Annotated in this window: 17 protein-coding genes; 10 read left to right on the forward strand and 7 right to left on the reverse strand. The window is 69.1% G+C overall.

Annotated features, from left to right (window positions below):
* Window positions 1–504: 504 nt before the first annotated feature.
* Entirely contained in the window at window positions 505–1,725 is a 1,221-nt protein-coding gene (locus ABD798_RS22165; RefSeq protein WP_344877825.1) for an HNH endonuclease signature motif containing protein, read from the forward strand.
* On the opposite strand, the gene ABD798_RS22170 is transcribed toward ABD798_RS22165, so the two are convergent.
* From ABD798_RS22170 to ABD798_RS22180, 3 genes are read right to left on the reverse strand one after another with little or no spacing between them, the layout of a single operon-like run.
* A complete protein-coding gene (locus ABD798_RS22170) occupies window positions 1,702–2,295 on the reverse strand; it encodes a TetR/AcrR family transcriptional regulator (RefSeq protein ID WP_344877827.1) in 594 nt (197 codons plus the stop codon). The genes ABD798_RS22165 and ABD798_RS22170 overlap by 24 nt on opposite strands.
* A gap of 36 nt (window positions 2,296–2,331) precedes the next feature.
* On the reverse strand, window positions 2,332–3,117 hold the full coding sequence (locus tag ABD798_RS22175) for a TIM barrel protein (RefSeq protein ID WP_344877829.1): 786 nt from the start codon (window positions 3,115–3,117) through the stop codon (window positions 2,332–2,334).
* A 2-nt stretch (window positions 3,118–3,119) separates the two neighbouring features.
* The gene (locus ABD798_RS22180) at window positions 3,120–4,166 is read right to left on the reverse strand and encodes a zinc-binding dehydrogenase (protein WP_344877831.1); all 1,047 of its coding nucleotides are present in this window, start codon (window positions 4,164–4,166) and stop codon (window positions 3,120–3,122) included.
* A gap of 112 nt (window positions 4,167–4,278) precedes the next feature.
* Between ABD798_RS22180 and ABD798_RS22185 the strand changes: the two genes are divergently transcribed.
* From ABD798_RS22185 to ABD798_RS22200, 4 genes are all read left to right on the forward strand, one after another.
* Window positions 4,279–5,010: a DUF998 domain-containing protein gene (locus tag ABD798_RS22185; RefSeq protein ID WP_344877833.1), complete on the forward strand. Its 732-nt coding sequence runs from the start codon at window positions 4,279–4,281 to the stop codon at window positions 5,008–5,010.
* An 11-nt stretch (window positions 5,011–5,021) separates the two neighbouring features.
* On the forward strand, window positions 5,022–5,744 hold the full coding sequence (locus ABD798_RS22190) for a thioesterase II family protein (RefSeq protein WP_344877835.1): 723 nt from the start codon (window positions 5,022–5,024) through the stop codon (window positions 5,742–5,744).
* Between the two features lies 1 nt (window position 5,745).
* Entirely contained in the window at window positions 5,746–6,480 is a 735-nt protein-coding gene (locus tag ABD798_RS22195) for a 4'-phosphopantetheinyl transferase family protein (protein ID WP_344877837.1), read from the forward strand.
* A 63-nt stretch (window positions 6,481–6,543) separates the two neighbouring features.
* On the forward strand, window positions 6,544–8,376 hold the full coding sequence (locus ABD798_RS22200; RefSeq protein WP_344877839.1) for a cellulase family glycosylhydrolase: 1,833 nt from the start codon (window positions 6,544–6,546) through the stop codon (window positions 8,374–8,376).
* A gap of 590 nt (window positions 8,377–8,966) precedes the next feature.
* Here the strand turns inward: ABD798_RS22200 and ABD798_RS22205 are convergent.
* On the reverse strand, window positions 8,967–10,169 hold the full coding sequence (locus ABD798_RS22205; protein ID WP_344877841.1) for a Bcr/CflA family multidrug efflux MFS transporter: 1,203 nt from the start codon (window positions 10,167–10,169) through the stop codon (window positions 8,967–8,969).
* Between the two features lie 65 nt (window positions 10,170–10,234).
* Here ABD798_RS22205 and ABD798_RS22210 point away from each other — a divergent pair, with 65 nt between their 5' ends.
* Entirely contained in the window at window positions 10,235–10,678 is a 444-nt protein-coding gene (locus ABD798_RS22210; protein ID WP_344877843.1) for a MarR family winged helix-turn-helix transcriptional regulator, read from the forward strand.
* On the opposite strand, the gene ABD798_RS22215 is transcribed toward ABD798_RS22210, so the two are convergent.
* Window positions 10,662–11,876 carry a glycosyltransferase gene (locus tag ABD798_RS22215; protein WP_344878674.1) on the reverse strand — a complete coding sequence of 405 codons (1,215 nt, stop codon included), beginning with the start codon at window positions 11,874–11,876 and terminating at the stop codon, window positions 10,662–10,664. The two genes, ABD798_RS22210 and ABD798_RS22215, sit on opposite strands and share 17 nt — an antisense overlap.
* A gap of 483 nt (window positions 11,877–12,359) precedes the next feature.
* Between ABD798_RS22215 and ABD798_RS22220 the strand changes: the two genes are divergently transcribed.
* Window positions 12,360–13,091: a LuxR C-terminal-related transcriptional regulator gene (locus tag ABD798_RS22220; protein ID WP_344877845.1), complete on the forward strand. Its 732-nt coding sequence runs from the start codon at window positions 12,360–12,362 to the stop codon at window positions 13,089–13,091.
* Window positions 13,092–13,190: 99 nt separating this feature from the next.
* Here ABD798_RS22220 and ABD798_RS22225 read toward each other — a convergent pair whose 3' ends face one another.
* Both ABD798_RS22225 and ABD798_RS22230 read right to left on the reverse strand, forming a co-directional pair.
* Window positions 13,191–14,573, reverse strand: coding sequence for a helix-turn-helix transcriptional regulator (locus ABD798_RS22225; protein ID WP_344877847.1), 1,383 nt, complete (start codon window positions 14,571–14,573; stop codon window positions 13,191–13,193).
* A 135-nt stretch (window positions 14,574–14,708) separates the two neighbouring features.
* Window positions 14,709–18,362: a S8 family peptidase gene (locus ABD798_RS22230; RefSeq protein WP_344877849.1), complete on the reverse strand. Its 3,654-nt coding sequence runs from the start codon at window positions 18,360–18,362 to the stop codon at window positions 14,709–14,711.
* 281 nt (window positions 18,363–18,643) lie between these two features.
* Here ABD798_RS22230 and ABD798_RS22235 point away from each other — a divergent pair, with 281 nt between their 5' ends.
* From ABD798_RS22235 to ABD798_RS22245, 3 genes are all read left to right on the forward strand, one after another.
* A complete protein-coding gene (locus ABD798_RS22235; RefSeq protein WP_344877850.1) occupies window positions 18,644–19,309 on the forward strand; it encodes a hypothetical protein in 666 nt (221 codons plus the stop codon).
* 54 nt (window positions 19,310–19,363) lie between these two features.
* The gene (locus ABD798_RS22240; RefSeq protein WP_344878677.1) at window positions 19,364–20,239 is read left to right on the forward strand and encodes an aldo/keto reductase; all 876 of its coding nucleotides are present in this window, start codon (window positions 19,364–19,366) and stop codon (window positions 20,237–20,239) included.
* Between the two features lie 887 nt (window positions 20,240–21,126).
* The gene (locus ABD798_RS22245; protein WP_344878680.1) at window positions 21,127–23,973 is read left to right on the forward strand and encodes an ATP-binding protein; all 2,847 of its coding nucleotides are present in this window, start codon (window positions 21,127–21,129) and stop codon (window positions 23,971–23,973) included.
* Window positions 23,974–24,145 lie beyond the last annotated feature (172 nt).

Below are 24,145 nucleotides of genomic sequence, written 5' to 3' on the forward strand. Positions count from 1 at the left end.
GGGAACGGCTGGGTTTCTGGTGGGGGACGGCTGGACTTCCGGTTGGGGTACGGCTGGGCTTCCAAGCCGGGGACGGCTGAACTTCCAGCGGGGGACGGCTGGGTTTCCAGCTGGGGTACGGCTGGACTTCCAGCGGGGGGAACAGCAGGAGCCTTTAGCTCTTTCCAGCGGGGTGCGGCTGCGCTTCCCGGTTGAGTTGGGTGCGCGTCGGTTCCAGCGCAGGGTCGGCTTGACCTGGGGGCCCCTTGCGCGTGCCGTCATGGGCCGGGCGGGCACGGTGAAGGATCACCGGCCCACGCCAGCAAGCGTATGGCACGCGCTCCTCAGGTAAAGCCGACCGTTTCGTGGGCGCCTGGCGGTTTCGTTGTGGGTGGCTGGTTTTGGGGTGATGTCGACGGAGTCGACGGGCGAAAGCTGTTGTGGCTCAACGTGATTCACCCTATGGGGACAGGATCTCGATCTTCGAATTTGAGACAATAGAAAGGAGGAGCGAGGGGGAGAAAGTTGTTTGATGCCAACGGAATGATCGAATCTTTGAAGGTGCATCTGGGGCAGCGGGATGTGTATCAGTTGACTGGTGATGCGCTGCTGGAGCATTTGCGTGAGCATGAGACGATCTTGAATTTGGTGACTGCTTCGGCGATCGAGGTCGCTGCTGAGGCGGAGTCTCAGGGGTTGCCTGCGCGGGAAGGGTGTAAGGATCTGGCGGTGTTGTTGCGTGCCACGGTGAAGATCGCGCCGGAGGATGCGAGTCGGCGTAGTCGGTTGGTGAAGCAACTGCCCTCGTTGGAGAGGGTGAGGGAGAAGTTGCATGCGGGGGTGATCAGTGCCCGGCATGCGCAGATCATCGCCGATACCGTCGCGAAGGTGCCTGTGAAGAAGGCGGAGGCGGTGGAGAGGGAGCTGTGTCGTCACGCGCCCCGCCTCAACCCCAGGCAGTTGATGTATGCGGCGAAGGTGACCCGGGCCCACTGCGACCCCGAAGGCACTTATCGGGATGAGAAGGAAGGTGTGGCGCAGCGGTCGGTGAAGATGGGCACCAACGAACACGGCCACCTGCACTTGATCGGTAGCTTCGACACCCTGACCGGGCAGAAGATCCAGGCCCTGATGCATGCCCTGGCCAAGAAGCGTCCGGGCGATGACCGCACCACCGAACAGCGGTACGCCGACGCCTTCGCGGAAGTGATCGATTTGGCGTTGGCGACGAAGGTGTTGCCGACCAACGGGGGCGAACGTCCTCAGGTGATCGTCACGATCTCCTACGCCGACCTGATGGCCAGCCTCGGCACCGGCTACACCGCGTGGGGCGACCCGATCACCGCGCGCCTTGTGCGGCAGATCGCTTGTGATGCCAACATTCTGCCGGTTCTGCTGGGTGGTGAGGGAAGGCCGCTGGATGTCGGACGCAACAACCGGACCGCGACACCGGCCATGCGTAAGGCGTTGGCGGTGCGGGACAAGGGATGTGCCTTCCCTGGTTGTGATCGGCCTCCGGCGTGGACGGAGGCTCATCATGTGGTGCATTGGCTTCATGGCGGCGACACGAAGATCGACAACCTCGTCCTGTTGTGTTCACACCACCATCACGTGATGCACGACGAAGGCTGGAAGATCACCTTCCACGACGGCATCCCGACCTTCATTCCGCCGCGTTGGGTCGATCCTGATCAGAAGCCGATGCGCAACATCAGGGTTGAGCTAGCTGGGGAAAGCGCCTCGTAGCGCGTGATCGGCGAGGTCGGTCGCGCGAGCCGCAGGCGACAGAAGATCAGGATCGGCGAGCCAGGTGCTCGTGACACCGCTGACGATGGAAACAATGCCGAACGCGGCGATCTCGACATCGGTACCGGGGCGCAAGTACTCCGGCGCGGAGGCGAGGACGTCGGCGATCTGGCTCACCCAGGAACGCATGACATCCCGCTTCAGATCCAAGCCGGGAGCGTTGCCGGACTTGTAGATGGTGACACTCAAGATCGACCGCATGGTGTCGTTGCGCTCCAACGCGACGAAGTAGCGGCGCAGATGTTCGCGGAGACGGAACTCGGCAGGCGCCTCGGAAGTCAAGGGCTCCCACACCTCGACGGAGGCCACGGGCCACTTCTCGGAGACGACAGCCAAATACAGCTCGGCCTTGTCCTTGAAATGGTGGTAGGCCGCGCCACGCGTCACACCAGCGGCAGCGGCGATGTCAGCGAGAGAAGCCTCCGCGAAACCGGATTCGGCGAACACGCGCAAGCCAGCGTCCACGAGATCAGCCCTGGTCGCTGCGGCCTCGGCCGCCGTTCTCCGCATGACACCACCCTATACGTGCGGAGGCGTATGTATGGGTCAGTGGAACAGCGGGGGCACGGTCGGCAGGACCTCCTCGGGCGGGCCGCTGAGACGGCACTCCACCGCGAGGGAACCGGTATAGCCGATCTCCGCCAGCGTCGCGGTCAACACCTTCCAATCGAGGTGGCCGGCGCCGGGCTCCAAGCGGTTGGAGTCGCTGATCTGCACGTGGCCCAACCACGGCGCGGCCTCGCGGAGGGCATTCATGGGCTCGGCCTCCTCGATGTTCATGTGGTAGGTGTCGGCGCCGACCCGGACACCGTCGCAGTCCGTTGCCTTGATCAGTTCGATGGCGTGGTCGAGGCGGTTGACCATGTGGTCCTCGTAGCGGTTCAACGGCTCCAACAACAGCACAACGCCCTCGCGCTCGGCGTGCTCACCCAGTTCGTTCAGCGCCTCCAACAGCACCTTGCGGTCCTCCTCGGCGCTGCGCGGCGGGACGAACGGAGGCAGGCGGTACGAGAACATGCCCCACGAAGCCGGAGTCATCGCGCCGACACCTTCAAGCTCGGCGATCACCGAGAGCTGACTTGCCATGTTGGTGATCGCATCACGGCGGCGGTCGGCGTCGAAGTCGCCGATGAAGTGCGACATCTCCACGCAGACGGTCGGCATCACGACACCGGCGGCCTTCGCCTGACGCAGCTCGGGAACGCGGTCGCGGAAAGCGAGATCGCCCTTGCCTCGCAACTCGATGGCCTCGAAACCGGCGCGTCGCGCGAAGTCCCACTTCGCCAGCAGGGTGGCACCGGGCAACATCTGCTCCTGGCAGGACAACAACATCGTCAACTCCCGTCCACATCGGCGAAATCGAGCACTACCTGCAACGTGTCGGCGGGGCGCTCGTCGATCTCGGCGAAGGCCCGCGCCACCTCGCGCGCGCCCATCACGTGCGACACCAGCGGAAGCGGATCGAGCGTGCCTGCGGCGACGAGGTCCATGAAAGTGCGCTGCAACCGCTCCACCGACCACCGCTGCGCCAGCCCGGGATTCACCCCGCCGATCTGCGACGCGACCAAGCGCACGCGGTTGTGGTGGAACTCCTCGCCGAGCCGCAGGCCGATCGCATCCCCTTGGTAGAAGCCGGAAGCGACCACGCGACCAGCCACGCCGACGGACCTGATCGCCTCGTGCAAAGCCCTCACCGAGCCGCTGATCTCGATGCACGTGTCCGCACCGCGCCCGTCGGTGTGCGTGGTGATCCGCTCCGCGACCGCGTCGTCGACCGCGTTGAGCGCGAGCACGGCGCCCTGCTTCGCGGCGAGCCCCAGCCGTTGGGGGAGCGCGTCAACGGCGATCACGCGGGCGCCGTTGAGCGTCGCGAGCCGCGTGGTGATCAGGCCGAGCACGCCCTGGCCGAACACGGCGACGTCCTCGCCGAGGTGGATGTCCGCGTCCAGCACCGCGTTCAGTGCGATCGCGCCGAGCCGCGCGAACACCCCGGCCATCGGCGGCACGGACTCCGGCAGCACGTGCCCTTCCAGCTTCGCGGCGTCCACCACTGCCTCGGAGCGGTGCCCCCAGATACCCCAAACCCGTTGCCCCACCTGGAGATCGGGCACGGAGGTCTCGGTGACCGCGCCGACCTCCTGATAGCCCCAACCGGCCACGGGGTAGCCGAAGGAGGGCGTGCCGTCCACGAACAACCGGCGCTCAGCGTCCCAGTGCTTGCTCAGGTACGGGTTCGAGCCGCGATAGGCGGTCAGCTCGGTCCCCGCCGAGATCCCCGAGTACAGCGTGCGCACCCGGACCTGCCCGGGAGCCAGCACCGCTGCGGGCTCCTCGACCAGCTCGACCGAACGCGGCGCGGAGAACTGCACGACTGTGGGCACGCGCATACCTAGCCGCACGGACTTATGTCTTGTCAAGCGACAGAAGTGGGAGGTAACCGGCATTTCACGGGTCACCGGTTGATATGAGTGGGCGACGTGTTGAGGAGGCGCCGTGCTCACCCCCGAACTCACCCCTGCTCTGACGAGGCGCAACGGTGTCGCGCGCCCGCTCGCGATCGGCGGCACGGTCGCCGCGCTGAGCGCCGTCGCGATCATCGCCGTGCTCGACCTGGTCCCGGCCATCGGCATGATCAACCCGGTGCGGCGCACGATCAGCGAACACGCGCTCGGCCCGAACCGGGTGGTCTACGACATCGCGTTGCTGCTGCTCGCGGTCGGGTCGCTGGCGATCCTCGCGGCACTGGAGCGAGGCGGCCTGGTCCGGCTCCGCTCGGTCGGGGCGGTCCTGCTCGCCCTGTGGAGCGCCGGGCTGACCGTGGTCGTGCTCTTCCCCAAGCACAACTGGGCCGTCGGGCCGAGCCTCAGCGGCGACATCCACCGCGTCGGCAGCCTCGTGGCGTTCCTCAGCCTGCCCGTCGCCGTGCTGCTCATCGCCCGCCGCTGGCTGCGCGACGAGCGGTGGGGCGTGCACGCGAGGCGCACCCGCGCGCTCGGCGTGCTGGCCGTGCTGTCCTTCGCGCCCGTCGTCTACGTGCTGGTCTACGCGATGGCGGTCGGCGGTTCGTGGTGGCAGGTGCTCCCGCTCGGCGTGATTGAACGCTTGCTCGCGCTGTGCGAGGTCATCGCGGTCGTCGGCGTAGGGGTGTGGGCGATCGCCTCGACCCGGCCCGTGGTCGCTGAGCCGTTTCGAAGCCCACTTGACACCCCTGCGCCGATCGAGTGACCTCATCGGTGATGACGAACCGAGTTGTGCGCCCCAAGCCGAAGCCGGACGCGCGGCGCGTGCTGATCTGCCTGAGCTACGCGGGCGGAGGCACCGCGCCGTTCCGTGGCTGGGCCGACCGCGTGCCGCATGACGTCGAGCTGGCGCTGGTCTGCTACCCCGGCCGGGAGCGGCGCACCCGCGAGGAGATGCCGCCGACCTGGGCGCAACTGCTCGCCGACGTCGAACTCGCCGTCGAGGAAGCCGCCGCCGGGCGCCCCTACGTGCTCTTCGGGCACAGCATGGGCGGCGCCGTCGCGGCGAGCCTCGCGACGCGGTCCGCCAAGGCCGCCTCGGTCGTGCTGTCGGCGACACGTTCGCCCACGTCGGGGTTGAAGTACACGCTCGGCCCGCACGACACCGACGACGAGTACGTCGAGTGGATCAGGGAGAAGGCCCAGGTCCCCGACGAGGTCCTCGAACACCCGGAGCTGCGCGAGATGGCGATCTCCATGCTGCGCGGTGACATCACGGCCCTGCACGACCTGGTGTACGACCCCGCCGTGCGGATCAGTGCGCCGACGCAGGTCCTCTACGGCGAGCTGGACGAGGTCGACGAGGCGGCCGTGCGCGGTTGGGGTGAGATCGTCACCGGAGACCTGCGGATCGACCGGCTGCCCGGCGGCCACTTCTATGTGCCCGAGGTCTGGGAACGGCTGCCGGAACACATTCACGCGCTGCGAGAGGACGGCTGAGGTGCCCAAGGCGGACGTGTGGTGGGTCGAGCTGGGCTCGGTGCCACTGGAGCCGATGCTGGCCTGGCTCAACGACGAGGAGCGCGACCGCTGGTCCCGCTACCTCAAGGACGACGACAAGCAGCGGTTCCTCCTCGGCGCCTCGCTGTCCAGGGCGATCGTCGCGCGCTCGCTCGGTGTCGCCGCCGCCGACGTTCCGCTGGAGCGGCACTGCTCCCGCTGCGAGGGGCCGCACGGGCCTGTGACGTCGCCTCTGCCGGGCGCTCCGAAGCTCTCCGTCACGCATGCTGGGGAGCTGGTCGGCGTCGCCGCGTCGATGGACGGCTTGGTCGGGCTCGACGTGGAGCCGTCGTCCGGGCGCGCGCCGTTGAAGGACTTGAGCGTGGTGTTCGGGCCTGACGAGATCGCGGGCATCACGCGGGCCGGTGGCGGCTCGGAGCCTTTCCTGCGCATGTGGACCCGCAAGGAGGCCGTGGTCAAGGCGGTCGGCGTCGGCTTCATGGTGTCGCTGCCCGATGTGGTCCTCACCGGTCCGGCCAGTGCTCCGCGCCTGCTCAGCTGGCCCGCGGAGGAGCCCGGCGCGGACCGCTACCCCGCCGAGATGCGCATGGCCGACGTCCAGGCTCCGCGTGATCACGTCGGTGCCGTGGCCGTGGTGGCCGAGCGCGCGGCGGGCGAACTCGTGGTCGCCCAGCACAACGGCGCCGATCTGCTCACCGCCGCGATCCCCGCGTAGTTCCCGCTGGTTCACTCGGCTGCGGGTAGCTTTGCGGCTGCTTAATGTGGAACTTTCTCATGTATGAGGGTGTTCGCGGTCACACTTGTTCTCGCGCTGCTGGCGGCTGGGGCTCCCGTGGCCTCGGCTTCGGATGACAGCGGCACGGTCGTTGTCGGCACCAAGTCCGTTGGTGGGCGGACGGTTCACGTGTTCCGCGATCAGCTCGGCCGTGAGGTGGTGCTGCGCGGCTTCAACGTCTCCGGCACCACGAAGCTCAATGAGCACGGCAGGCTGCCTTTCGCGTCCGTGGCCGATGCCGCGCGCTCCGCGACTTCGATGCGCGACGAGACGGGGGCGAACGCGGTCCGTTTTCTCGTTGCGTGGGACGGAGTGCAGCCCGCGCCGAACACCATCGACACCGCCTACCTTTCCCGGGCTACTGCGCAGATCCGTGAGTTCACGCGTCGCGGAGTGCACGTGCTGCTCGACTTCCACCAGGACCTGTTCTCGCGCGATCTGTTCAACGTCGATAGCTGGTACACGGGCAATGGGGCTCCGAAGTGGGTGATCGACGCGGCCAAGTACCCCAAGGAGCATTGCGTCGCGTGTGTGACGTGGGGCCAGAACCAGTGGCAGAACGACGCCGTCCGCTCGGCCTTCCGCGATTTTTGGCTCAACCGCAAGCTTGAGACGCCCGCCGGGCAGATCGGCATGCAGGACGCTTTCCTCGACCAGGCCGCCGCGACCATGCGGCACGTGAAGAATTCCTTGCCCGCCAAGGAGTTCGGCCTCGTGCTCGGGCTCGACCCGTTCAACGAGCCCGCCGACGGTGAGGGCGCGATCTCCTTGACTGACCGCGAGAAGGAGCTGATCTGGCCGTTCTACCAACGTGTTCGCGCGCGCATGGACGCCGTGGGGTGGCAGGACAAGCCGCTCTACGCCGAGCCGTTGGTGAACTGGAACCTGGCCGTTGTCGGGATTCGGCGCGGTGGGTTCGGCAGCATCGGGAGCATGGGGCCGCGCTATGTGTTCAACTCCCACTTCTACGACACTTTGCGCCTCTCGATCGATCCGACCAAACCCGGTGACGGCGGATATGCCAATCAGACCAACGAGATCCGCGAGCGCTCCGAGCAGTTGGGCACTGTTGGTTTTCTCTCCGAGTTCGGTCACCGCATGAGCGGTTGGTCCTCCGAGAAGGCGCCGATGATCCTCAAGGGCGCTTACCAGGGGCTCGATCGCGGCGCCGGGAACTCCGATTGGTGGGCTCGGCCGATGGCTGCGGGGGCGGTGATGTCCGCGACCCAGTGGCATTGGGACATCTACAACGGCAAGCACCGCGAGCTGATGAACGGCAACCCCTCCAAGGTGCAGACCGCAGGCGATGCGTGGAACGACGAGGACCATTCCGTCATTGACGCCAACGGTTTCCGCGTTGATCAACGTGTGCTCGACCGGATGTATCCTGGGGTCGTCGCGGGGGACACGCTCGCGTTCGCTTACGAGGACATGGCCAAGGACGGGTTTGCTTCGTCAACCGCCCCGTCCGTGCGGTGGCTTCAGGTGCCCGCCCAGTACCCGGCGCTCGCCAAGGTCGTGGAGAACCGCCAGTTCGGCATCCTCGCGTGGCGCGGCGGTGCACGTGGCGCGACCGAACTCCACCTGCCGCGCACGTTCTCCCCTTCGGAGTCCTCGGTCGCCGCGTCCTTCGGTGTCCACTCTGGACTGTCCACTTCGGACTCCGTGGCGCGCGTGGGTTTCGAGGCGGGATCTTCGGTCGCCCGCAAGCTCGTGATCGACGCGGGGGCCGGGGTGCACGTGGCCCTCGTCGTCAACGCCCGCGTCCCCGTCGCCGACCTCGCCGCCGCCCAACGCGACCTCACCGCGTGGGCCGCCGCCGTGGGCATGACCTGAATGACTCATTCAGGTGGTTGAGGGTGCTGAATGACTCATTGAGGTACCTCAACGCACTGAATGAGTCATTGAGGTACTTCAAGTACCCGAACGACCCTTTCGGGACCGCCCCGACGCACCGAACGGGCCGTTGGGGGCACCCCCATGTACCTGAACGACCCGTTCAGCGCGCTCAACGCACCAAACGGGCCGTTCGGAGTGACCGACGCACCAAACGGGTCGTTGAGGGCTCCCAACGCACTGAACGGGCCGTTCAGGGTCCCTAACGCACTGAACGGGTCGTTCAGGGCTCCGACGCACCAAACGGGTCGTTGAGGGCGCCCCCCGAGTACCTGAACGGGCCGTTGGGGGTCCCTAACGCACTGAACGGGTCGTTGAGGGCGCCTTCCGAGTACCTGAACGGGCCGTTGGGTGCGCTCAACGCACTGAACGGGTCGTTCGGGGCAGTTCCAGGTACCCGAAGGGGGCGTTCAGGGCCTTGGAGTACCCGAAGGGGTCATTGGGGGAGTTCAGGTACCTGAAGGGGTCATTCGGGGCGCTCAAGTACCTCAATGACTCATTCAGCGCGCTCAATCACGTGAACGGGTCGTTCAGGGGGTGACGGGGGTGGGGGTGGGGCGGGCGAGGGTGGTGAGGGCCAGGAGGGAGAGGGTGGAGACGGCGGCGATGGTGATGGTCATGGGGAGGGCGGTGCCGGGGCCGCCGAGGCCGACGAGCGGGGCGGTCGCGGCGGCCACGAGGAATTGGAGCATGCCGAGGAGGGCGCTGGCGCTGCCGGCGATGTGGGGGTGGTCGGCCATGCTGAGGGCGAGGGCGTTGGGGCTGATCATGCCGATGCTGGCGACGAGGGTGAACAGGGGCACGAGCAGGCCGAAGATGCCGAGCGTGCCGATGGCAGTGGTGAGCAGCAGGGCCAAGGCGGACACCAGGTTCACGCCGATGCCGACGCCGAGCAGGCGCCGAGGGCCGTAGCGGGAGACGAGGCGGCCGTTGAGCTGGCCGACGATGACGAAGCCGAGGGCGTTGACGCCGAAGATGATGCTGTAGAGCTGGGGCGAGGCGTGGTGGAGGTCCTGGATCACGAACGGCGAGCCGGAGATGTAGGCGAAGAGCGCGGCGCCGGCGAACGCGGTGGTCAAGGACAGGCCGACGAAAGCGCGGTCGGCGGAGAGGGTGCCTGCGGCGCGGAGAACGGCGCGCAGGCCGCCGGTGTTGCGGCGCGCGGCGGGGAGCGACTCGGGCAGGCCGAGCGCGACCGCGAGGAGCAGCAGGCCGCCGAAGATCGACAGGGCGGCGAAGACCCCGCGCCAGCCGGTGGAGGCGGTCAGCTCGCCGCCGATGACGGGGGCCAGGATCGGGGCGAGGCCGAAGACGAGCATCAGGGTGGAGAAGAACCGCGCGGCCTCGGCGCCGGAGTACAGGTCGCGCACCACGGCCCTGGCCACGACGATCCCGGCGGCCCCGGCGAAGCCCTGGACGAAGCGGACGACGGTGAAGCTCGCGATGTCGTCGGTGAACACGCAGGCCAGCGACGCCAGCACGAACAGGCCGATGCCGAACAGCAGCGGGCGCTTGCGGCCCCACATGTCGCTGAGCGGACCGATCACCAGCTGGCCGACGGCGAGGCCGATCATGCACGCGGTCAGCGTGAGCTGGACCTGGGAGTGGCTCGCGCCGAGCCTGGCGGCGATCTCGGGGAAGGCGGGCAGGTACATGTCCAGGCACAGCGGCCCGAACGCGCTGAGACCCCCGAGCACGAGCACCAACCGTGTCCTGCCGTTACTCTCCCGCACCCGTCCCCCAAGTACCCTCAGAAGCTGTTAGCTCTGAGACAGAGTAATTGAGGAAGATCCGACCCGTGACCCCTGTTTCCCATGACGTGGACCTCAGCTGCACCGTCGGCCGGTTGCAGCGCGCACTGCGCCGCGCCTCAGCTCGCGCGGCGGGGGATTCGGCGCTGTCCAACGCCAAGGTCGAGCTGCTGCTCGCGGTGAAGCGCCAGCCGGGGATCAGCGTGAAGGAGGTCGCGACGGTGCTCTGCGCTGCGGCCAACACCGTCAGCACGCTGGTCGGCGACCTGGCCGACGCGGGGTTGCTGCTGCGGGAACGGGATCCCGGCAACCGCAGGGTGGTGCGGCTCGCCCTCACCGAGGACGGCCACACCACCATGGCGGACTACCAGGACCAGCGCAGGCGCAGCGTGGCCGAGGCCGCGGCGCGGCTGAGCGAGCGGGACCGGGCCGATCTGGAACGGGCCATGCCCGCGCTGCTGCGGCTGGTGGAGGTCATCGAGCAGGGGTGAGCGCGGCGCCCCGGACGATCGCTTCGACGTCGCCGACGGCCTCGTCGAGGCAGGGCAGCGCGAGCACGGCGCGCCTGGCCTGGCGCGCGCGGGCGGTGAAGCTCGGCTCGCCCAGCACGCGGGAGCACGCCTCGCGGACCTCCTCGACGGAGCCTTCGTGCACGCGCAGGCCCAGGCCCAGTTCGACCGTGCGGTCGGCGTTGGACGGCTGGTCGCCGAACGCGGGCTGGACCACCATCGGCACGCCGGAGCGCAGCGACTCGCGGATGCCGTTGTAGCCGCCGTGCGTCAGGAACAGGTCGGCGCACTCCAGCACGAGCGGCTGCGGCACGTGGTTGACCAGGTGCACGTTCGGCGCGGCGACCGAGTCGGGGATCGGAACGCCGCCGGTGGCCACGATCGCGGTGACGTCCAAAGTGGACAGAGCCTCGACGGCGACGCGCAGCCGCGCGGCGGGGTCGATCCCGGCGAAGGAGGCGGGCAGGTTCGTCTTGTCCATCTCGGTGGTCAGCGGCAGCGCCGTGCCGATCGCGGCGAGCACGAGCGGCCGGTCCGCCGGCGCGTCGGCCAGCCAGCCGGGCAGCCGCTCGCCGTGGCGCGCGAGCACCGGCTGGCGGTAGGCGGTGGCGACCGGAGCTGGCGCGGCGGTGTAGGAGAACTCCGTTGGCACGTAGTCGATCCGGCCGTAGCGGTAGACGAAGTCCGTGCCCAGATCGATCGCCGGGTCGGCCATGGCCGCGTGTTCGAGCAGCACCTGCTCGGCCAGCGCGGGGTCACCGATGTTGACGAAGCCGCCCGGCAGGCAGACGTGCGGGATGCCGAGCTTCTCCGCGAGCAGCACCGCGCCGTACTCGGCGTCGTCGCGCAGCACGACGTCGGGCCGGAACTCCTCGGCCAGCGGGAGCATCCGCTGGTAGGCGTCCAGCGCCATCGGACCGGCCATCAGGCCCATGATCACCGACATGTTGCCGGGCTCCGAGGCCGGGTGCAGCGGCTTGTCCGGGTCGGAGGTCATCTCCTTGAGCCGGTCGCGCATCCCGTGCAGCACGCCGGCGGGCCTCACCTTCTCCGAGGCGAACAGCGGGAGGAAGTCCTCCGGCATGGCGACCACGACCTCGTGGCCGGCTTTGGCCAGCGCACGGGTGATCGGGACGAGGGAACGGGTGTGCGACGGCGAACCGGTGACGGTGCACAGCACGCGCAAGGCGAGCCTCCTCAGCAGGAACAGGGCGACAGGTCTGGTTGCACCAACCAACCAAACCGCCTGCATCGTCCCGGAGCCGGAGTGTTCTGGGTGCATCCGGTTGGTCGTATCTGTGCTCAAACGACTAAAACCACGTGCACTCGCGCTATGGTCCGAGATGAATTCCTTCTCGGTCGTACTGTCGACACTCGGTCGGTGTACTCGACGTACTGGCAAGTAACGACCATCAGCGTCCTCCGAAATACCCACTTCAGCGGGTAAAAGGATGGTCGACGTGAGCATTTCTCCCTCCTTGCCCCGCCCTCGGTGATTGGTCAGAGTGCGTCTGTGCCGCCCCGGTGGAGCGCATCCCGGCCGAACAGCCGGATCTCGCCACCGCGGCACGAGTGAGGGGCCACCTCGCCTCGCACAGCACGAACCACGGCGCCCCCCAGCGCCGATCCAGGAGTGCTTCGCCGAGTAGGCGTGGAGTGAGTCATGAGACAGATCCAGACCGCATGCAGGCCGCCGCACAGGTCGGCCACCCCGGCCGCGACCCCCACGCCAGGCATGCTCGCCGCGGAACGACGGCGCGGGCCCGTCCGGGTCGCCCTGCTCGACCGCCACCCGGTGACCGTGGAGGGACTGGCGCAGCTGCTCTCCGCGCAGCAGGGCGTCTCCGTGGTCGGCCGCTTCTACCGGGTCAACGACGCGCTGGCCAGCCTGAGCCGCTGCGAGGCGCACGTGCTCGTGGTCGACCCGCAGGTCGCCGGGCCGGACGCGATCGCGCTGCTGCGCCTGCTCCAGCGGGAGTACCCGAACCTCGCGGTGCTCGTGCTCAGCGACAACACCGACTACGTCAGCGCTGCGCTGGACGCGGGGGCCAACGGCTTCCTGCTCAAGACCGCGGTGCTCGGCGAGATCCTCAGCGGCATCCTCAAGGCGGCCGACGGCCAGACCCCGGTCTCCCGGTCGCTGCTGCCGATGCTGGCCTCCGAGGTGCGCGGTGGCGGACGGACCAGGCAGCGCCTGTCCAGCCGTGAGCTGCAGATCCTGGAGCAGGTCGCCACCGGCAACACCAACGCCGAGATCGCTCGCAACCTGTTCATCAGCGAGGCGACCGTCAAGACGCACCTGCACCGGGTGTTCAACAAGCTCAGCGTGCCGGACCGGGCCTCGGCGGTGGCGACCGCGATCTCCCTCGGCCTGCTCCGCGGCGCCCTGCGCTAGACCACCACGTCCCACCAGCCGACTTTTTCCGTTCCGTGCTCCTGGCAGCCGAGAGAGCGCTCTCCAGGCCTGGGAGGAGCACGGAACGGGGGAGCGGTGCTAGTCCTCGTCGGGGAACGCGGCGGGGGCGGCTCGGTGGGCGAGGAGTCCGGCCCACCAGGCGACCGCGCCGGTGCGTCGCTGGACGCCGAGGGTCTTGTAGATGCGTTGCAGGTGGTTCTGCACGGTCTTCGGCGACAGGCCGAGGTCCTCGGCGATCATCGTCGCGGACTGGCCCTCGACCAGGCGTTGCAGGATCTCGATGCGGCGCATGGTCAGCCCCATCCGCAGCGCCACGCGGACCGGGTCCTCCGCGTGCGGATCGGGCTCGGGCGTGGTGGCCACGGGGGTCGGCGAGATGCCGGAGGCCTTGGGGCGCTGCTCGGTCAGGCCACCGCCGTCGTCCGTGTGCAGGCCGAGCCCGGCCAGCCAGTGCCCGACGATGTTGTTCTCCCGGACGCGCAGCAGGTCACGGCCTTGCTGGGCTTCCCAGAGCTTGTACTGCTCCAGGTGCTTGCGCGCGTGGTAGAGCGCGCGGTCCAGCGTCCCGGCCTGCTCGTGCGCCTGGCTCAGCAGCTCGTGCGCCCGCGCGGTGTACTCCCTGGCCAGCGCGCTCTCGGCCAGTTCGGCGGCGGCTTCGAGGCACTTGATCTGCTCGGAGTGGCGGCCGTCCATGCCGTAGAGCCGACCGCGCAGCATCTTCAGCTCCGCCTGCGGGATCACGCGGTCGGAGCTGCGCAGCAGGTAACCCGCGCGCTCGCAGAAGCGCCGCGCGCGCAGCTTGTCGCCGAGTTCGGCGCGCAGGTCGCCGATCATGATGTTCACCCTGGCGAGCCGGACCGGGTCGTCGAGCGACTTCCACTTGTCGCGGCACGCCTTGGCCAGCTCCTCCGAGCGCAGCAGCTTGAGCTTGCACGCGTCGCCCTCGACCCCGCAGCGCAGCGACTGCACCTTGACCATGCAGTTGCCGAAGTACTGCGCGCGCACCATCTGCGCCTGGTGCAACAACATCTCGCCGATCAGGCCGCCGTCGCCGGAGAGCTCGGCGAAGCCCTGAGCCCTTGCCAGGGTGGCCAGGGCACGTTCGGTCGAGTTGACCTTGACCTCGATCGAGGAGCGCGCGAGGTTGATCCGCGCCTGGAGCTCGATCGTCCTGCGCTGCACGGCGAAGCGCTCGATCTCGGCCAGCGCGTCCAGCGCCGGGGCCCACAACCCGCGCTTGGCCAGCGTCACCGCCTGCACGATCGCGGAGTAGGCGACGCCGACCGGATCGCCGAGCCACGCGAAGCCGGCCGCCGCCTTCTCCGCCCACTCCAACGCCTCCCACGCCCGGCCCTCGTCGATCGCGGCGCGCGCCTCGGCGAGGTTGTCGTCCGCGCTGCGGCGCGCGCTCAGCTCGGCGGCGGTGCTGGTCTTGTCGATCGGGGACAGCACTCGGCTCACCCGAATTCCAGGGTCGCGGCAACCCTCGGAGAATTGGTTTTCGGCATCGGTGTCCCACCCTCGCGCCCGTGAACCGAACCGGGCGAGAGTACCCCGAACATGAAGACGCGCTTTCACGAAATGAATAGGCTCAGGTCAGCGCAGCGAATGCGTGCGCAGGACGGTCTGTTTCACGGTGTTGCCGTCCTTGTCCTCGGCCTGCACGCGCAGCGACCCGTACCCGCCCGCCTTGCCCCCGGCTGGCAGGGTGCCCTGCCAGCGCTCACCGTTCTGCCGCATCGGCACATCGACCCACGTGGCGCCCTCGTCGTAGCTCACCGACAACCGCACTCCAGTGATCCACTTCGACGAGCCCGTGATCTCGATCGGCTGCGCCGTTGCGGCGGGCACGGCGTTGTCGGCGTCGACCGGGAGCCTCGGGTCGAGCACCACAGCGCTGATCGGCGCGATGTCCTGGCCGGAGAAGCCGGAGGTGAAGCCCCACGTGACGTCGGCGGAGGTGCCGAGCGCTCCGGGCTTGGCCTCGCGAGTCGCGGTGAAGCGCGCTTCGTAGCGACCGCGCTCGGCCGGGACCAGCGCGTGGATGCCGCCTCCGGCGGACCTGGCGATCACCTCGCCGTCCTTGCTCAGCGTGGCTTCGCCGAGCGGGGAGAACACGTTGGACCAGCCACCGCGACCGCGCGCTCCGAACAGGTCGGGCGAGAGCGCGATCTCGTTGCCCATCCTGGCGAACGAGCGGGGGTCGAACGCCGGGCCGAACGGACCGGAGTTGAGCTCCAGCCGCTGCGGCGCGCCCTTCGCGAACCTGGTGGTGCTGAACGGTTCCAGCCTGTTGTTGCCGGAGAAGCTCGTCGTCGGCGTCCTGGCGATGCCGACCTCGTGCCGCCACCAGCCGGGGCTGACGTACTCGGTGCGGGTCGTGCCCAGCTCCACCAGCGGAGCCGGTGCGCGGAACGGGTGCGAGATCGGCACCAGCGTCTCCTTCTGGCCGTCGAGGCCCGGCCGCACCTGCGGGCGCGCGCCGAAGGAGTGGCCGTCGCGGTGATAGCTCGTGTCGACCTTGACGAGGTCCTCCTTGCGGATCACGTGCTCACCGCCGTCGGGCATCGTGCCGGAGGAGGTCAGTGCGACGTCATAGCTGACCGGACTGTCCTTGGCGCCGACCACGCGCACGGCGACCGGACCGGCCTTGAGCAGCTCGGCGAGCTTGGCGATGCGGTGCTCGGCGGCGGCGAACACCGTGATCGGCGGGTTCGCGCTCACCTCCTTGGCGGGCTGGACGATCAGCGCGGCCTTGGCGCCCGCGTCGGCGACGGCGATGACGGCCTTGGTGGTGTCGTCGGCCTTCGGGTCCGGTGTCAGCAGGACGAGCTTTCCCTTGACGTCCAGGCCCTTCAGGTCCTCGGTACGACCGCGCTTGCCGTCGACCACGTCCATCCTGTGCTCGCCGACGAGTGCGGGTGACTGCTGCTCGCGGCTCATGGTGAGCGGGAAGCGTTGCGGTGCGACGATCTCCGAGGTCACCTCGGGGCGGACCGCCGTGATGTGGTTGACGTGGCGGAAACCCTCGGCCTTGCCGCCGAGCGATCCGATCAGGACGGGGACGTCGCTGTCGACGTAGGTGCCCGCGCGCTGCGACGCGCTGCCGTCCTTGCCGTGCAACACGGACAGGCTCTGGCGGATGACCTTCATCCCGGGGTCGTCCAGCCGCACGTTCATCGGCTTCGCGGTCCGGGCGTCGATGTCCAGCGTGCGGTCGGAGTCCAAGGTGACCTTCGGAGCGACCTGGCTGACCAGCGCGATCGGATCGGAGTTGTACTCGCCGCGCGGCCCGTGCTCGTACAGCTCGCTGACCACCATGTAGTCGCCGGCAGGCAGTCGGAGCGTGCCGGTCCCGTTCGCGTCGAGCTCGATCGGTTCGACGCGCTGGCGGGCCTTGGCGAGGTCGACCACGGTCACAGAAGGCTTGGCGGGCTTGCCATCCCGGCCGGTCGCCTTCACGGAGAGGGTGTGCACGGGTTCTTCGACGTGAGCACCGATCGCGGTCCTGATCACATCGGAGCCCGCCGTCGCGGTCAGCCATCCGCCGTAGAGCCCGGCGCGCCTGGCCGGGTCCACTGTGACGGAGATCTTGGCGGTTCCCTTCGCCGGGATGGTGATCTCGTTGGCGCTCAAGCGGAACTGGTTGCCGTCAGCTGGCCTGCCTTCTTTGTCCACAATGGACATGTCGAGCTTCGCGGTCACCGGCTTGTCGCCGTCGTTGCGGTAGGTGACGTCCTTTGTGGACGGTTGCTGTCCGTTGTGCGGCCAGGTGAAGTAGCCCAGCGACAGGCTTCCCTGCTCCGCGGTGACCCGCTGAGCGGTGGCCCGCGCGAGGTCGACGAGCCCGGTTCCCTGCCCGTAGACGGACGCCCCCTTGAGCGGGCTGGCCGTGCCCATCAGCGTCGCCTTGATCCGGCCAGGGGTCCAGTCCGGGTGCTGCCCGGCGAGGATCGCGGCGGCGCCGGTCAGGTGCGGCGCGGCCATCGAGGTGCCGCTGTGCACCGCGTAGTGCTCCGGAAGCCCGCTGGTGCCACGGGTTCCGGCCGCCCGCGCCGCGACGATCTCCGAGCCGGGGCCGGTGATGTCGGGCTTGACCGCGTGGTCGGAGTACCTGGGACCTTTGGAAGAGAAGGAACTCAGCTCCTTCTGCTTGGTGGCGCTGGCGACGGCGAGCGAGGACTCGGCGGTGCCGGGGGAGCCGATCTGGCCGTCCGGGCCGGTGTTGCCCGCCGCGACCACGAACAACGTGCCCTGCTCCTCGGTCAGGCGGTCGATCGCCGCCATCACCGGGCTCTGCTCCTCGGGGTCGCCGCCGAAGCTCATGTTGACGACCTTGGCCTTGTTCTCCACCGACGCCCACGCCATCGCGCCGAGCACGGCTTCCTCGTCGATCTCGAAGTCGCCGACCTTGCCCATGAGCACCTTGGCGCCCTTGGTCATGCCCGCGTACTTGCCGCCGCTGGCCGCCCCGGTGCCCGCGACGGTGCCGGTCACGTGGGTGCCGTGGCCGTTCACGTCCTGCACGCCGTCTCGTGAGCCGGAGAAGTCCTTCGCCACTACGCCGACCAGGTCGGGGTGCTTGGTGTCGATGCCGGAGTCCAGCACCGCGACGGTGACGTCCTTGGCGGTGTGCCCGGCCTTCCACGCCTCCGGCGCTCCGGTCAGCGGGACGCTCGTGTCCGTCGAGTACGACATCTTTCCGTTGAGCCACACGCGATCCGCGCCGTTGATCGACCGCGCGCCGCTCGGCCCGCGCAGGCTCTCCCACGTCGCGGTCGCGCTGGCCTTGGGTGCGCTCACCGACGTGATGCCGAGCGCGGGGACCCCTCCCGCACGCCTGCTGCCCTGCGGCGCGGTCGGTGCTGAGCGGGCCGCGCCCTGGGACAGCAGCAGTGGGATCTCGCTGACCTTCGAGTCCTCGTAGCCGTACTTCACCAGCAGCGAGATGTTGAAGAGCCTGCGGTCCAAGCGCCCGGACTCCAAGGGGGCCTTGGCATCCTCCGGGATCACGTAGTGGTGGCCGTTGCGGGTCGAGTTCAGGAACTTCGTCCCGGCCCGCTTCGGCGCGGCCTCGGTGTGCACCGGGACCCCGGCGGCGTCGAGGTGCACCCGGTCACCGGTGATCAGCGTGACCGTGCGGCTCGTACCGGCAGGGGTGGGCGCGGGAGCGGCTGAGGCGGGCACGCCCGCGCTCCCCGCGATCAGCGCGGCGGCGACGAGCGCGCTGGGCAGCGTTCTGCGATGCATGTGTTCCTCTCGGGCCGGACGTGCACGCGGCACGGTTCCGGTGCGACAAGGTCATCTGGCGGATCGCTACATGGTGGACGCGCCGCGGGCGTGCGGCCCACCGTGCTACCACCCCGAAAGCCCTGATTCCTCGCGCGACCCGCCCCCTAGTGGGGCCTCCTCCTTCTGACCGCCGAACCTCGGGCGGTGGGAGGGCTTCTGGGTGGTCAGGCGGGGCTTCTCGCGGTACCAAAACGTCGAAGACGGGACCAGGGGTGCGGTGAGCCAATACGCTGGCGCGCGTGGAACACGGCCCCGCACCGCGACAGCGACCTCCGGCGAAGCGAACCGGCTTCCTGATCGGCTACGGCCTCGCGCTGGCGCTGTACCTGCTCATGGTCGCGACCGGGGAGCTGTGGGACCCGGCGAAGAGCACGACCGTGCAGGTCCTCACCCTCCTGATGGCCCCTGCCGTTGCCGGTGGCCTGCCCGGCTTCCTGATCGGCGTGGTCGTCGACCTGGTGCGCGGCCGGGGAAAGCCCGCGCCGCAACGACTTCCCCCGGCGACGGCGGAGTTGGAGCCGGGGCCGAGGCGGGACGCCTGGGACCGGCTGCTGGCCCAGTGCGAGGAGCCGGTGCGCAGGGCCGAGGTCGTCACGGCCGCGCTGCCCGAGTCGGCGGCCCGCGAGTGGCTGGAACAGATCACCGAGGCCATGCGCGCGGAGCTGCCCGCGGCGCGTGCACTGGCCGAGACCGGCAAGCAGCTGTACCCGCCGAGCACTCCGTCGATCACCACGCAGCCGGTGTACCTGCGGCTCAAGGAAGCCGCCGAGGAGTTCGCCGCCGCCGAGCGCAAGATCGCCGACGTTGTCGGTGAGCTGGCCGCGAAGCCGGAACTCGGCCGCGTCGACGACCAACTGCGGCTGCTCGAACAGAACCTCCCGCACCTGCGCTCACCGGAGATTTAGCCGGAGCTGAATTCGTGGTGGGTCGCCGCGGCCGGCGCGACCGTGGGCGGCGTGATGACCAACTCCAGCCCCACCTTCGTCCTCGGCGGCGAGCTGCCCGTGCGGCGCCTGGGATTCGGCGCCATGCGGCTCACCGGCTGGCGGCCGGACACCGACCGCGCCGGGCCGATCTCCGTCGCGCGCAGGGCGGTCGAGCTCGGCGTGAGCTTCATCGACACCGCGGACTCCTACGGTCTCGGCGCCAACGAGGAACTGCTGGCCGAGGCGCTGCACCCGTACGCGGACGGCCTGGTCATCGCCACCAAGGCGGGCCAGTCGCGGCCGGGCCGGGGGCGGTGGGTGCCGCTCGGACGGCCCGAATACCTTGTGCAGCAAGCGGAACTGAGCCTGCGCAGGTTGCGCGTGGAGCGCATCGACCTCTTCCAGCTGCACCGCGTCGACCCGAAGGTGCCCGAGGACGAGCAGTACGACGCGCTGGCCCAGCTGCGCGCGGACGGCACCGTGCGGCACGTCGGGCTCTCCGAGGTCGGGGTGCGGCAGATCGAGCGCGCGCGTCGCTTCGTCGACATCGCCAGCGTGCAGAACCTCTACAACGTCGGGGATCGGCGGCACGAGGAGGTGCTGGAGCACTGCGAGCGCGAAGGCATCGCGTTCGTGCCGTGGCTGCCCATCGCCAACGGCTCGGCCGATGCCGACGTCCACGCCGCGCTCGCTGCCGTTGCTGAGGAGATTTCCCTTGCCGCGGAGGGGAAGCCCGTGACGCCGACGCAGGTTGCGCTGGCCTGGCTGCTCGCCCGCTCGCCGGTCGTGGTGCCGATCCCGGGGACCTCCTCCGCCGCCCACCTTGAGGAGAACGTGGCGGCCGCCGATCTGCGCCTGAGCCCAGAGCAGTTCGCCAGGTTGTCGGCCCTGCGCGCGACCCCTGTGTAATTCACTGCCGGTCGGCGGGGGTGCGCGCGTGTCGCGATATCCCGGTTATGCGCCCGCTCATGTGAACCGCGCACGGGTTCACTCGAACGGCTCAGCTCAGTCCCGTGCATTCATTTCGGTCGCTCTCGGTACCCGCTCACGGCGCTCGCGTTGATCCCGCCGTGAGCGGGTACGTGCGTTTCGGCGACGACGAACGGTGGTCCATCCGAGGACTGTTCGGATTACCGGAACGTGCTTTCTTACCCTCGTGATTGACCGCGCTATTACCACTGTCCGCGCCGCCGCATTCACCCGGCCCCCGCGCGGTGGCCCGCCCGCCCCTGACGGCCGCCCTCCAGTCCGGCGGGGCCCGCTCCCCGGCGAGGGTTGGCGGCCCCTGGGACGACGTTTCCGGATGACGATGTAGGCCAACTGGCGTAATAGTGCGATGAAATGGCCCCGAGCGCGGTGACGCGCTGGTGGCGGCTCGGCACCGTCCGCAGTGAAATCGTGTCCGTGTCGTGTCCCGCAGACCCTTCCGGGCTAGGGGAACCACTATAGAAGCATCCCTTTATATAGAAAACGCTGAACCGGCACTGTGACAGTTGTCATGGGTGAGGCACGCTGTTGGTTGGCTTTTGGAGTGCATCAGTCGCAATGGTCCCTCGCTCCACCTCCGGTGTCGGGCCAGATACGTCGTCCAGCACCTAGTGGAAATGCTTCCCCGCGCGTCATCCAGGTGTTACACAAGGTTTGTCCGTGGATAGATTGATAGTCCCTAGTGCGCTAGTTGACGATCACGTAACCTCGCGGTGTCTCCGCTCGGTGGAACATATTTTCAGCCTTCGACGAGCATCACGTAGGGCGCGTGGTGGGAGTGGCTGGGGGAGGTGGAGTACGTGTTACTAGTGGAGCGGGATCAGGAGCTGGGCACCCTGAAAGGCCTGTTCGCGGACACGATGCGCGGCAATGGGCGAGTCGCGGTCGTGAGCGGCGGTGTCGCCAGCGGTAAGACCGAGCTACTCCGCAGCATGGTGGAGCACTCGACGTCTTCGGGCGCTCTGCACCTCAACGCAAATGGCTCCCCGATGGAACGGGCGATTCCGCTCGGGGTGCTTCACCAACTATTGTCGCGGGCTCCGCTGAATCAGGAGCACGCGCCACTCGTCAAGAACATCCTTGCCAGTTCGAAAAGCGTCGGCGGGTGTGCCGGTGCCCATTCTGGGGGAATGGGCAAAGGGATTGACCACCTGCCGCTGAACCTGGTCCGGGATGTGGCCGACGCACTCACCGAACTCGCGCGGACCGCGCCGGTCCTGGTGACCGTCGACGATATCCAGTACGCGGATTTCGCGTCGCTGAACTGCCTGCGGCACCTGGTGGACCACCTCCAGGGCTCGCGGATCATGATGGTGCTCACGGAGTCCACGCACTCCGCCCCCGTGCACCCGGTGTTCCACACGGAGACCCTGCGCTCCAGGATCTGCAGCAGGGTCCGCCTCGGCACCCTCTCGAAGAGCGCGGTCCGCGCCGTCACCGCCGAGCACCTGGGCGCCGACGCGGCCGACCGACTCGCCGAGGACTACTTCCGTTGCACGGGCGGTAATCCATTGCTCGTGCGCGCGCTGATCGACGACGCGCAGACGGCGGTCGTGGCGACCACGACGGCGGGTGTGACCTTGGAGTGCGCGCCGGGCCACGGGTTCCGCCAGGCGGTGCTCGCGTGCCTTGAGCGCAGCGAGGAGCAGACCCTGGACGTGGCGCGGGCAGCCGCCGTCCTGGAGACCTCCGGAACGCTCGCGGCCTCCTCGGTCGCGGACGCGAAGGTGTTGCTGCGCAGGGTTCTCGACACGGACCCGGAGACGGTGGACACCGCGCTCGGCGTGCTCGACGCGATGGGCGTGCTGGACGGTTCGCTGGCCTTCCGGCACGCGGCGGGGCGCGCCGCGGTGCTGGACGACCTCGACCGCGAGCACCGGGCGCACTTGCACTTCCGCGCGGCTCAACTGCTCCACCTGGAAGGCGCTCCGGCCGGGCGCATCGCGGCGCACCTCGTCGCGATCGGCCAGGCGGGCTCCAGCTGGGAGGCCGAGGTGCTGCTGGAGGCGGCGGAGCGGGCGCTGGTCGAGGACGACACCGAGAACGCGTCGCGCTACCTGGAGCTGGCCGAGGCCGGGTGCACCGACGACGACCAGCTGGCCAGGATCAGGGCCGCGCTGTCCAGGGTGGAGTGGCGGCTCAACCCCGGAACCGCGCTGCGCTATCTGACGCCGCTGTTCGAGGCGTTCACCCGCAACCAGCTCGGCGACGGCGACGCCAGCACGCTGCTGCGCTACCTGCTGTGGCACGGCCGCGTGGACCGGGCCGCCGAGGCGATCGAGCGCACGGCGCACGCCGACCGCTCGCGCGTCGGGCTCCAGTTCGGCTCCGCGTGCCAGCTGCTGGTCAACTCCTACCCGCCGTTGCGGCCGGTGGTGGCGCGGGCGCAGCAGCTCCCGGTCATCGAGCCGTACGCGTCGGCGAACGTCAGCCGGTGCGCGCAGGCGGCGAACGCGTTGCACAGCGCGCTCACCGACGGCCCCGGCAACCGGGTCACCGAGAGCGCGTTGCAGTTCCTCCAGCGCACCAAGCTCTCCGACAACACCATCGAGGCGGTCGAGTCGGCGCTGCTGGCCCTGGTCTACGGGGAGCGCACGGACAAGGCCGGGCCGCTGTGCGAGGAACTGCTGGAGGAGGCCGCCTCGCGCGGCGTCCGCACCTGGCAGGCCGTGCTCAGCGGTGTTCGCGCGGAAATCGCTCTGCGGCAAGGAGATCTGCCCGCCGCTCGCCAGTTCGCCGAGCGCGCGCTCGCCAGCATTCCCCGGCAGAGCTGGGGCGTGGCGGCGGCCGGCCCGCTGGCGACCCTCGCGCTGGCCACGCTGGCCATGGGCGAGATCGACAAGGCGGCCGAGCAGCTGGAGTTCCAGGTGCCGGACTCGGTGTTCCAGAGCCGTTTCGGGCTCCAGTACCTCCAGGCGCGCGGTCACTACTACCTGGCCACCGACCAGCTCCAGGCGGCGCTCGCGGACTTCCAGTTCTGCGGCGCGCTGATGCGGGAGTGGGGGATGGACTCGCCGAGCTTCCTGCCGTGGCGCTCCGACGCCGCACAGGTGCACCTGCGGCTCGGCGAGGCGGCCAAGGCGCAGGAGCTGCTGACCGAGCAGCTCGACCTGACCTGCGCCGCCAGCCACCGCGCGCGCGGCACCTCGCTGTTCCTGCTCGCCAGGACCAAGGAGGTCGGCAAGCGGGTCGCGGTGTTCCGGCAGGCCATCGACTCGCTGTACGCGGCGGGCGACCGGTTCATGCTCAGCAAGGCCATGCACGGGCTGGGGCAGACCTACCACTCGCTGAACGAGCCAGGGAAGGCGCGGATGTTCAAGCACCGCGCCGAACAGCTCGCGATGCAGCTGCGCCCCTCGGGAGGGGACGCGGAGCGGCTGGAGCCCGAGTCGCGGCCCAGCGCCGAGCGGGTCGAGGAGAAGGCGCACGAGCCGCAGGCCCGGGTGTCCAGCCTGACCAGCTCGGAGCGCAGGGTCGCCGAGCTGGCCGCGCACGGCTACACCAACCGGGAGATCTCCCGGCACCTCTACATCACGGTGAGCACGGTGGAGCAGCACCTGACGCGGGTCTACCGCAAGCTCAACGTCGGCAGCCGCGCCGCGCTGCCGAGGGAGCTCCAGCTCGACATGAAGACGGCCGACACCGCGGCGAGCTAGCGGGTTCAGCAGTCTTCAAGACCGGCAAACCCCACCCGCGACGGTCTTCAACCGCCCCCTACCTCCGTCTACCACGGAGGGGTTGGGCGTACTTGAAGACCGGTGTACCCGGGCTGAGCGGAAGAGGTTCAGGCCATCGTGGGACCCCCTGTCGTGCGACGGGGGGTCCCAC

This window comes from Allokutzneria multivorans (genome assembly GCF_039537405.1).
Classification (GTDB): Bacteria; Actinomycetota; Actinomycetes; order Mycobacteriales; family Pseudonocardiaceae; genus Allokutzneria; species Allokutzneria multivorans.

Bases quoted from the DNA above. Each gene is read 5' to 3' on its own strand.
- ABD798_RS22170 (WP_344877827.1), bottom strand. From the start codon at position 2,295: ATGCGGAGAACGGCGGCCGAGGCCGCAGCGACCAGGGCTGATCTCGTG.
- ABD798_RS22175 (WP_344877829.1), bottom strand. From the start codon at position 3,117: ATGTTGTTGTCCTGCCAGGAGCAGATGTTGCCCGGTGCCACCCTGCTG.
- ABD798_RS22190 (WP_344877835.1), top strand. From the start codon at position 5,022: ATGACGAACCGAGTTGTGCGCCCCAAGCCGAAGCCGGACGCGCGGCGC.
- ABD798_RS22200 (WP_344877839.1), top strand. From the start codon at position 6,544: ATGAGGGTGTTCGCGGTCACACTTGTTCTCGCGCTGCTGGCGGCTGGG.
- ABD798_RS22220 (WP_344877845.1), top strand. From the start codon at position 12,360: ATGAGACAGATCCAGACCGCATGCAGGCCGCCGCACAGGTCGGCCACC.
- ABD798_RS22230 (WP_344877849.1), bottom strand. From the start codon at position 18,362: ATGCATCGCAGAACGCTGCCCAGCGCGCTCGTCGCCGCCGCGCTGATC.
- ABD798_RS22240 (WP_344878677.1), top strand. From the start codon at position 19,364: ATGACCAACTCCAGCCCCACCTTCGTCCTCGGCGGCGAGCTGCCCGTG.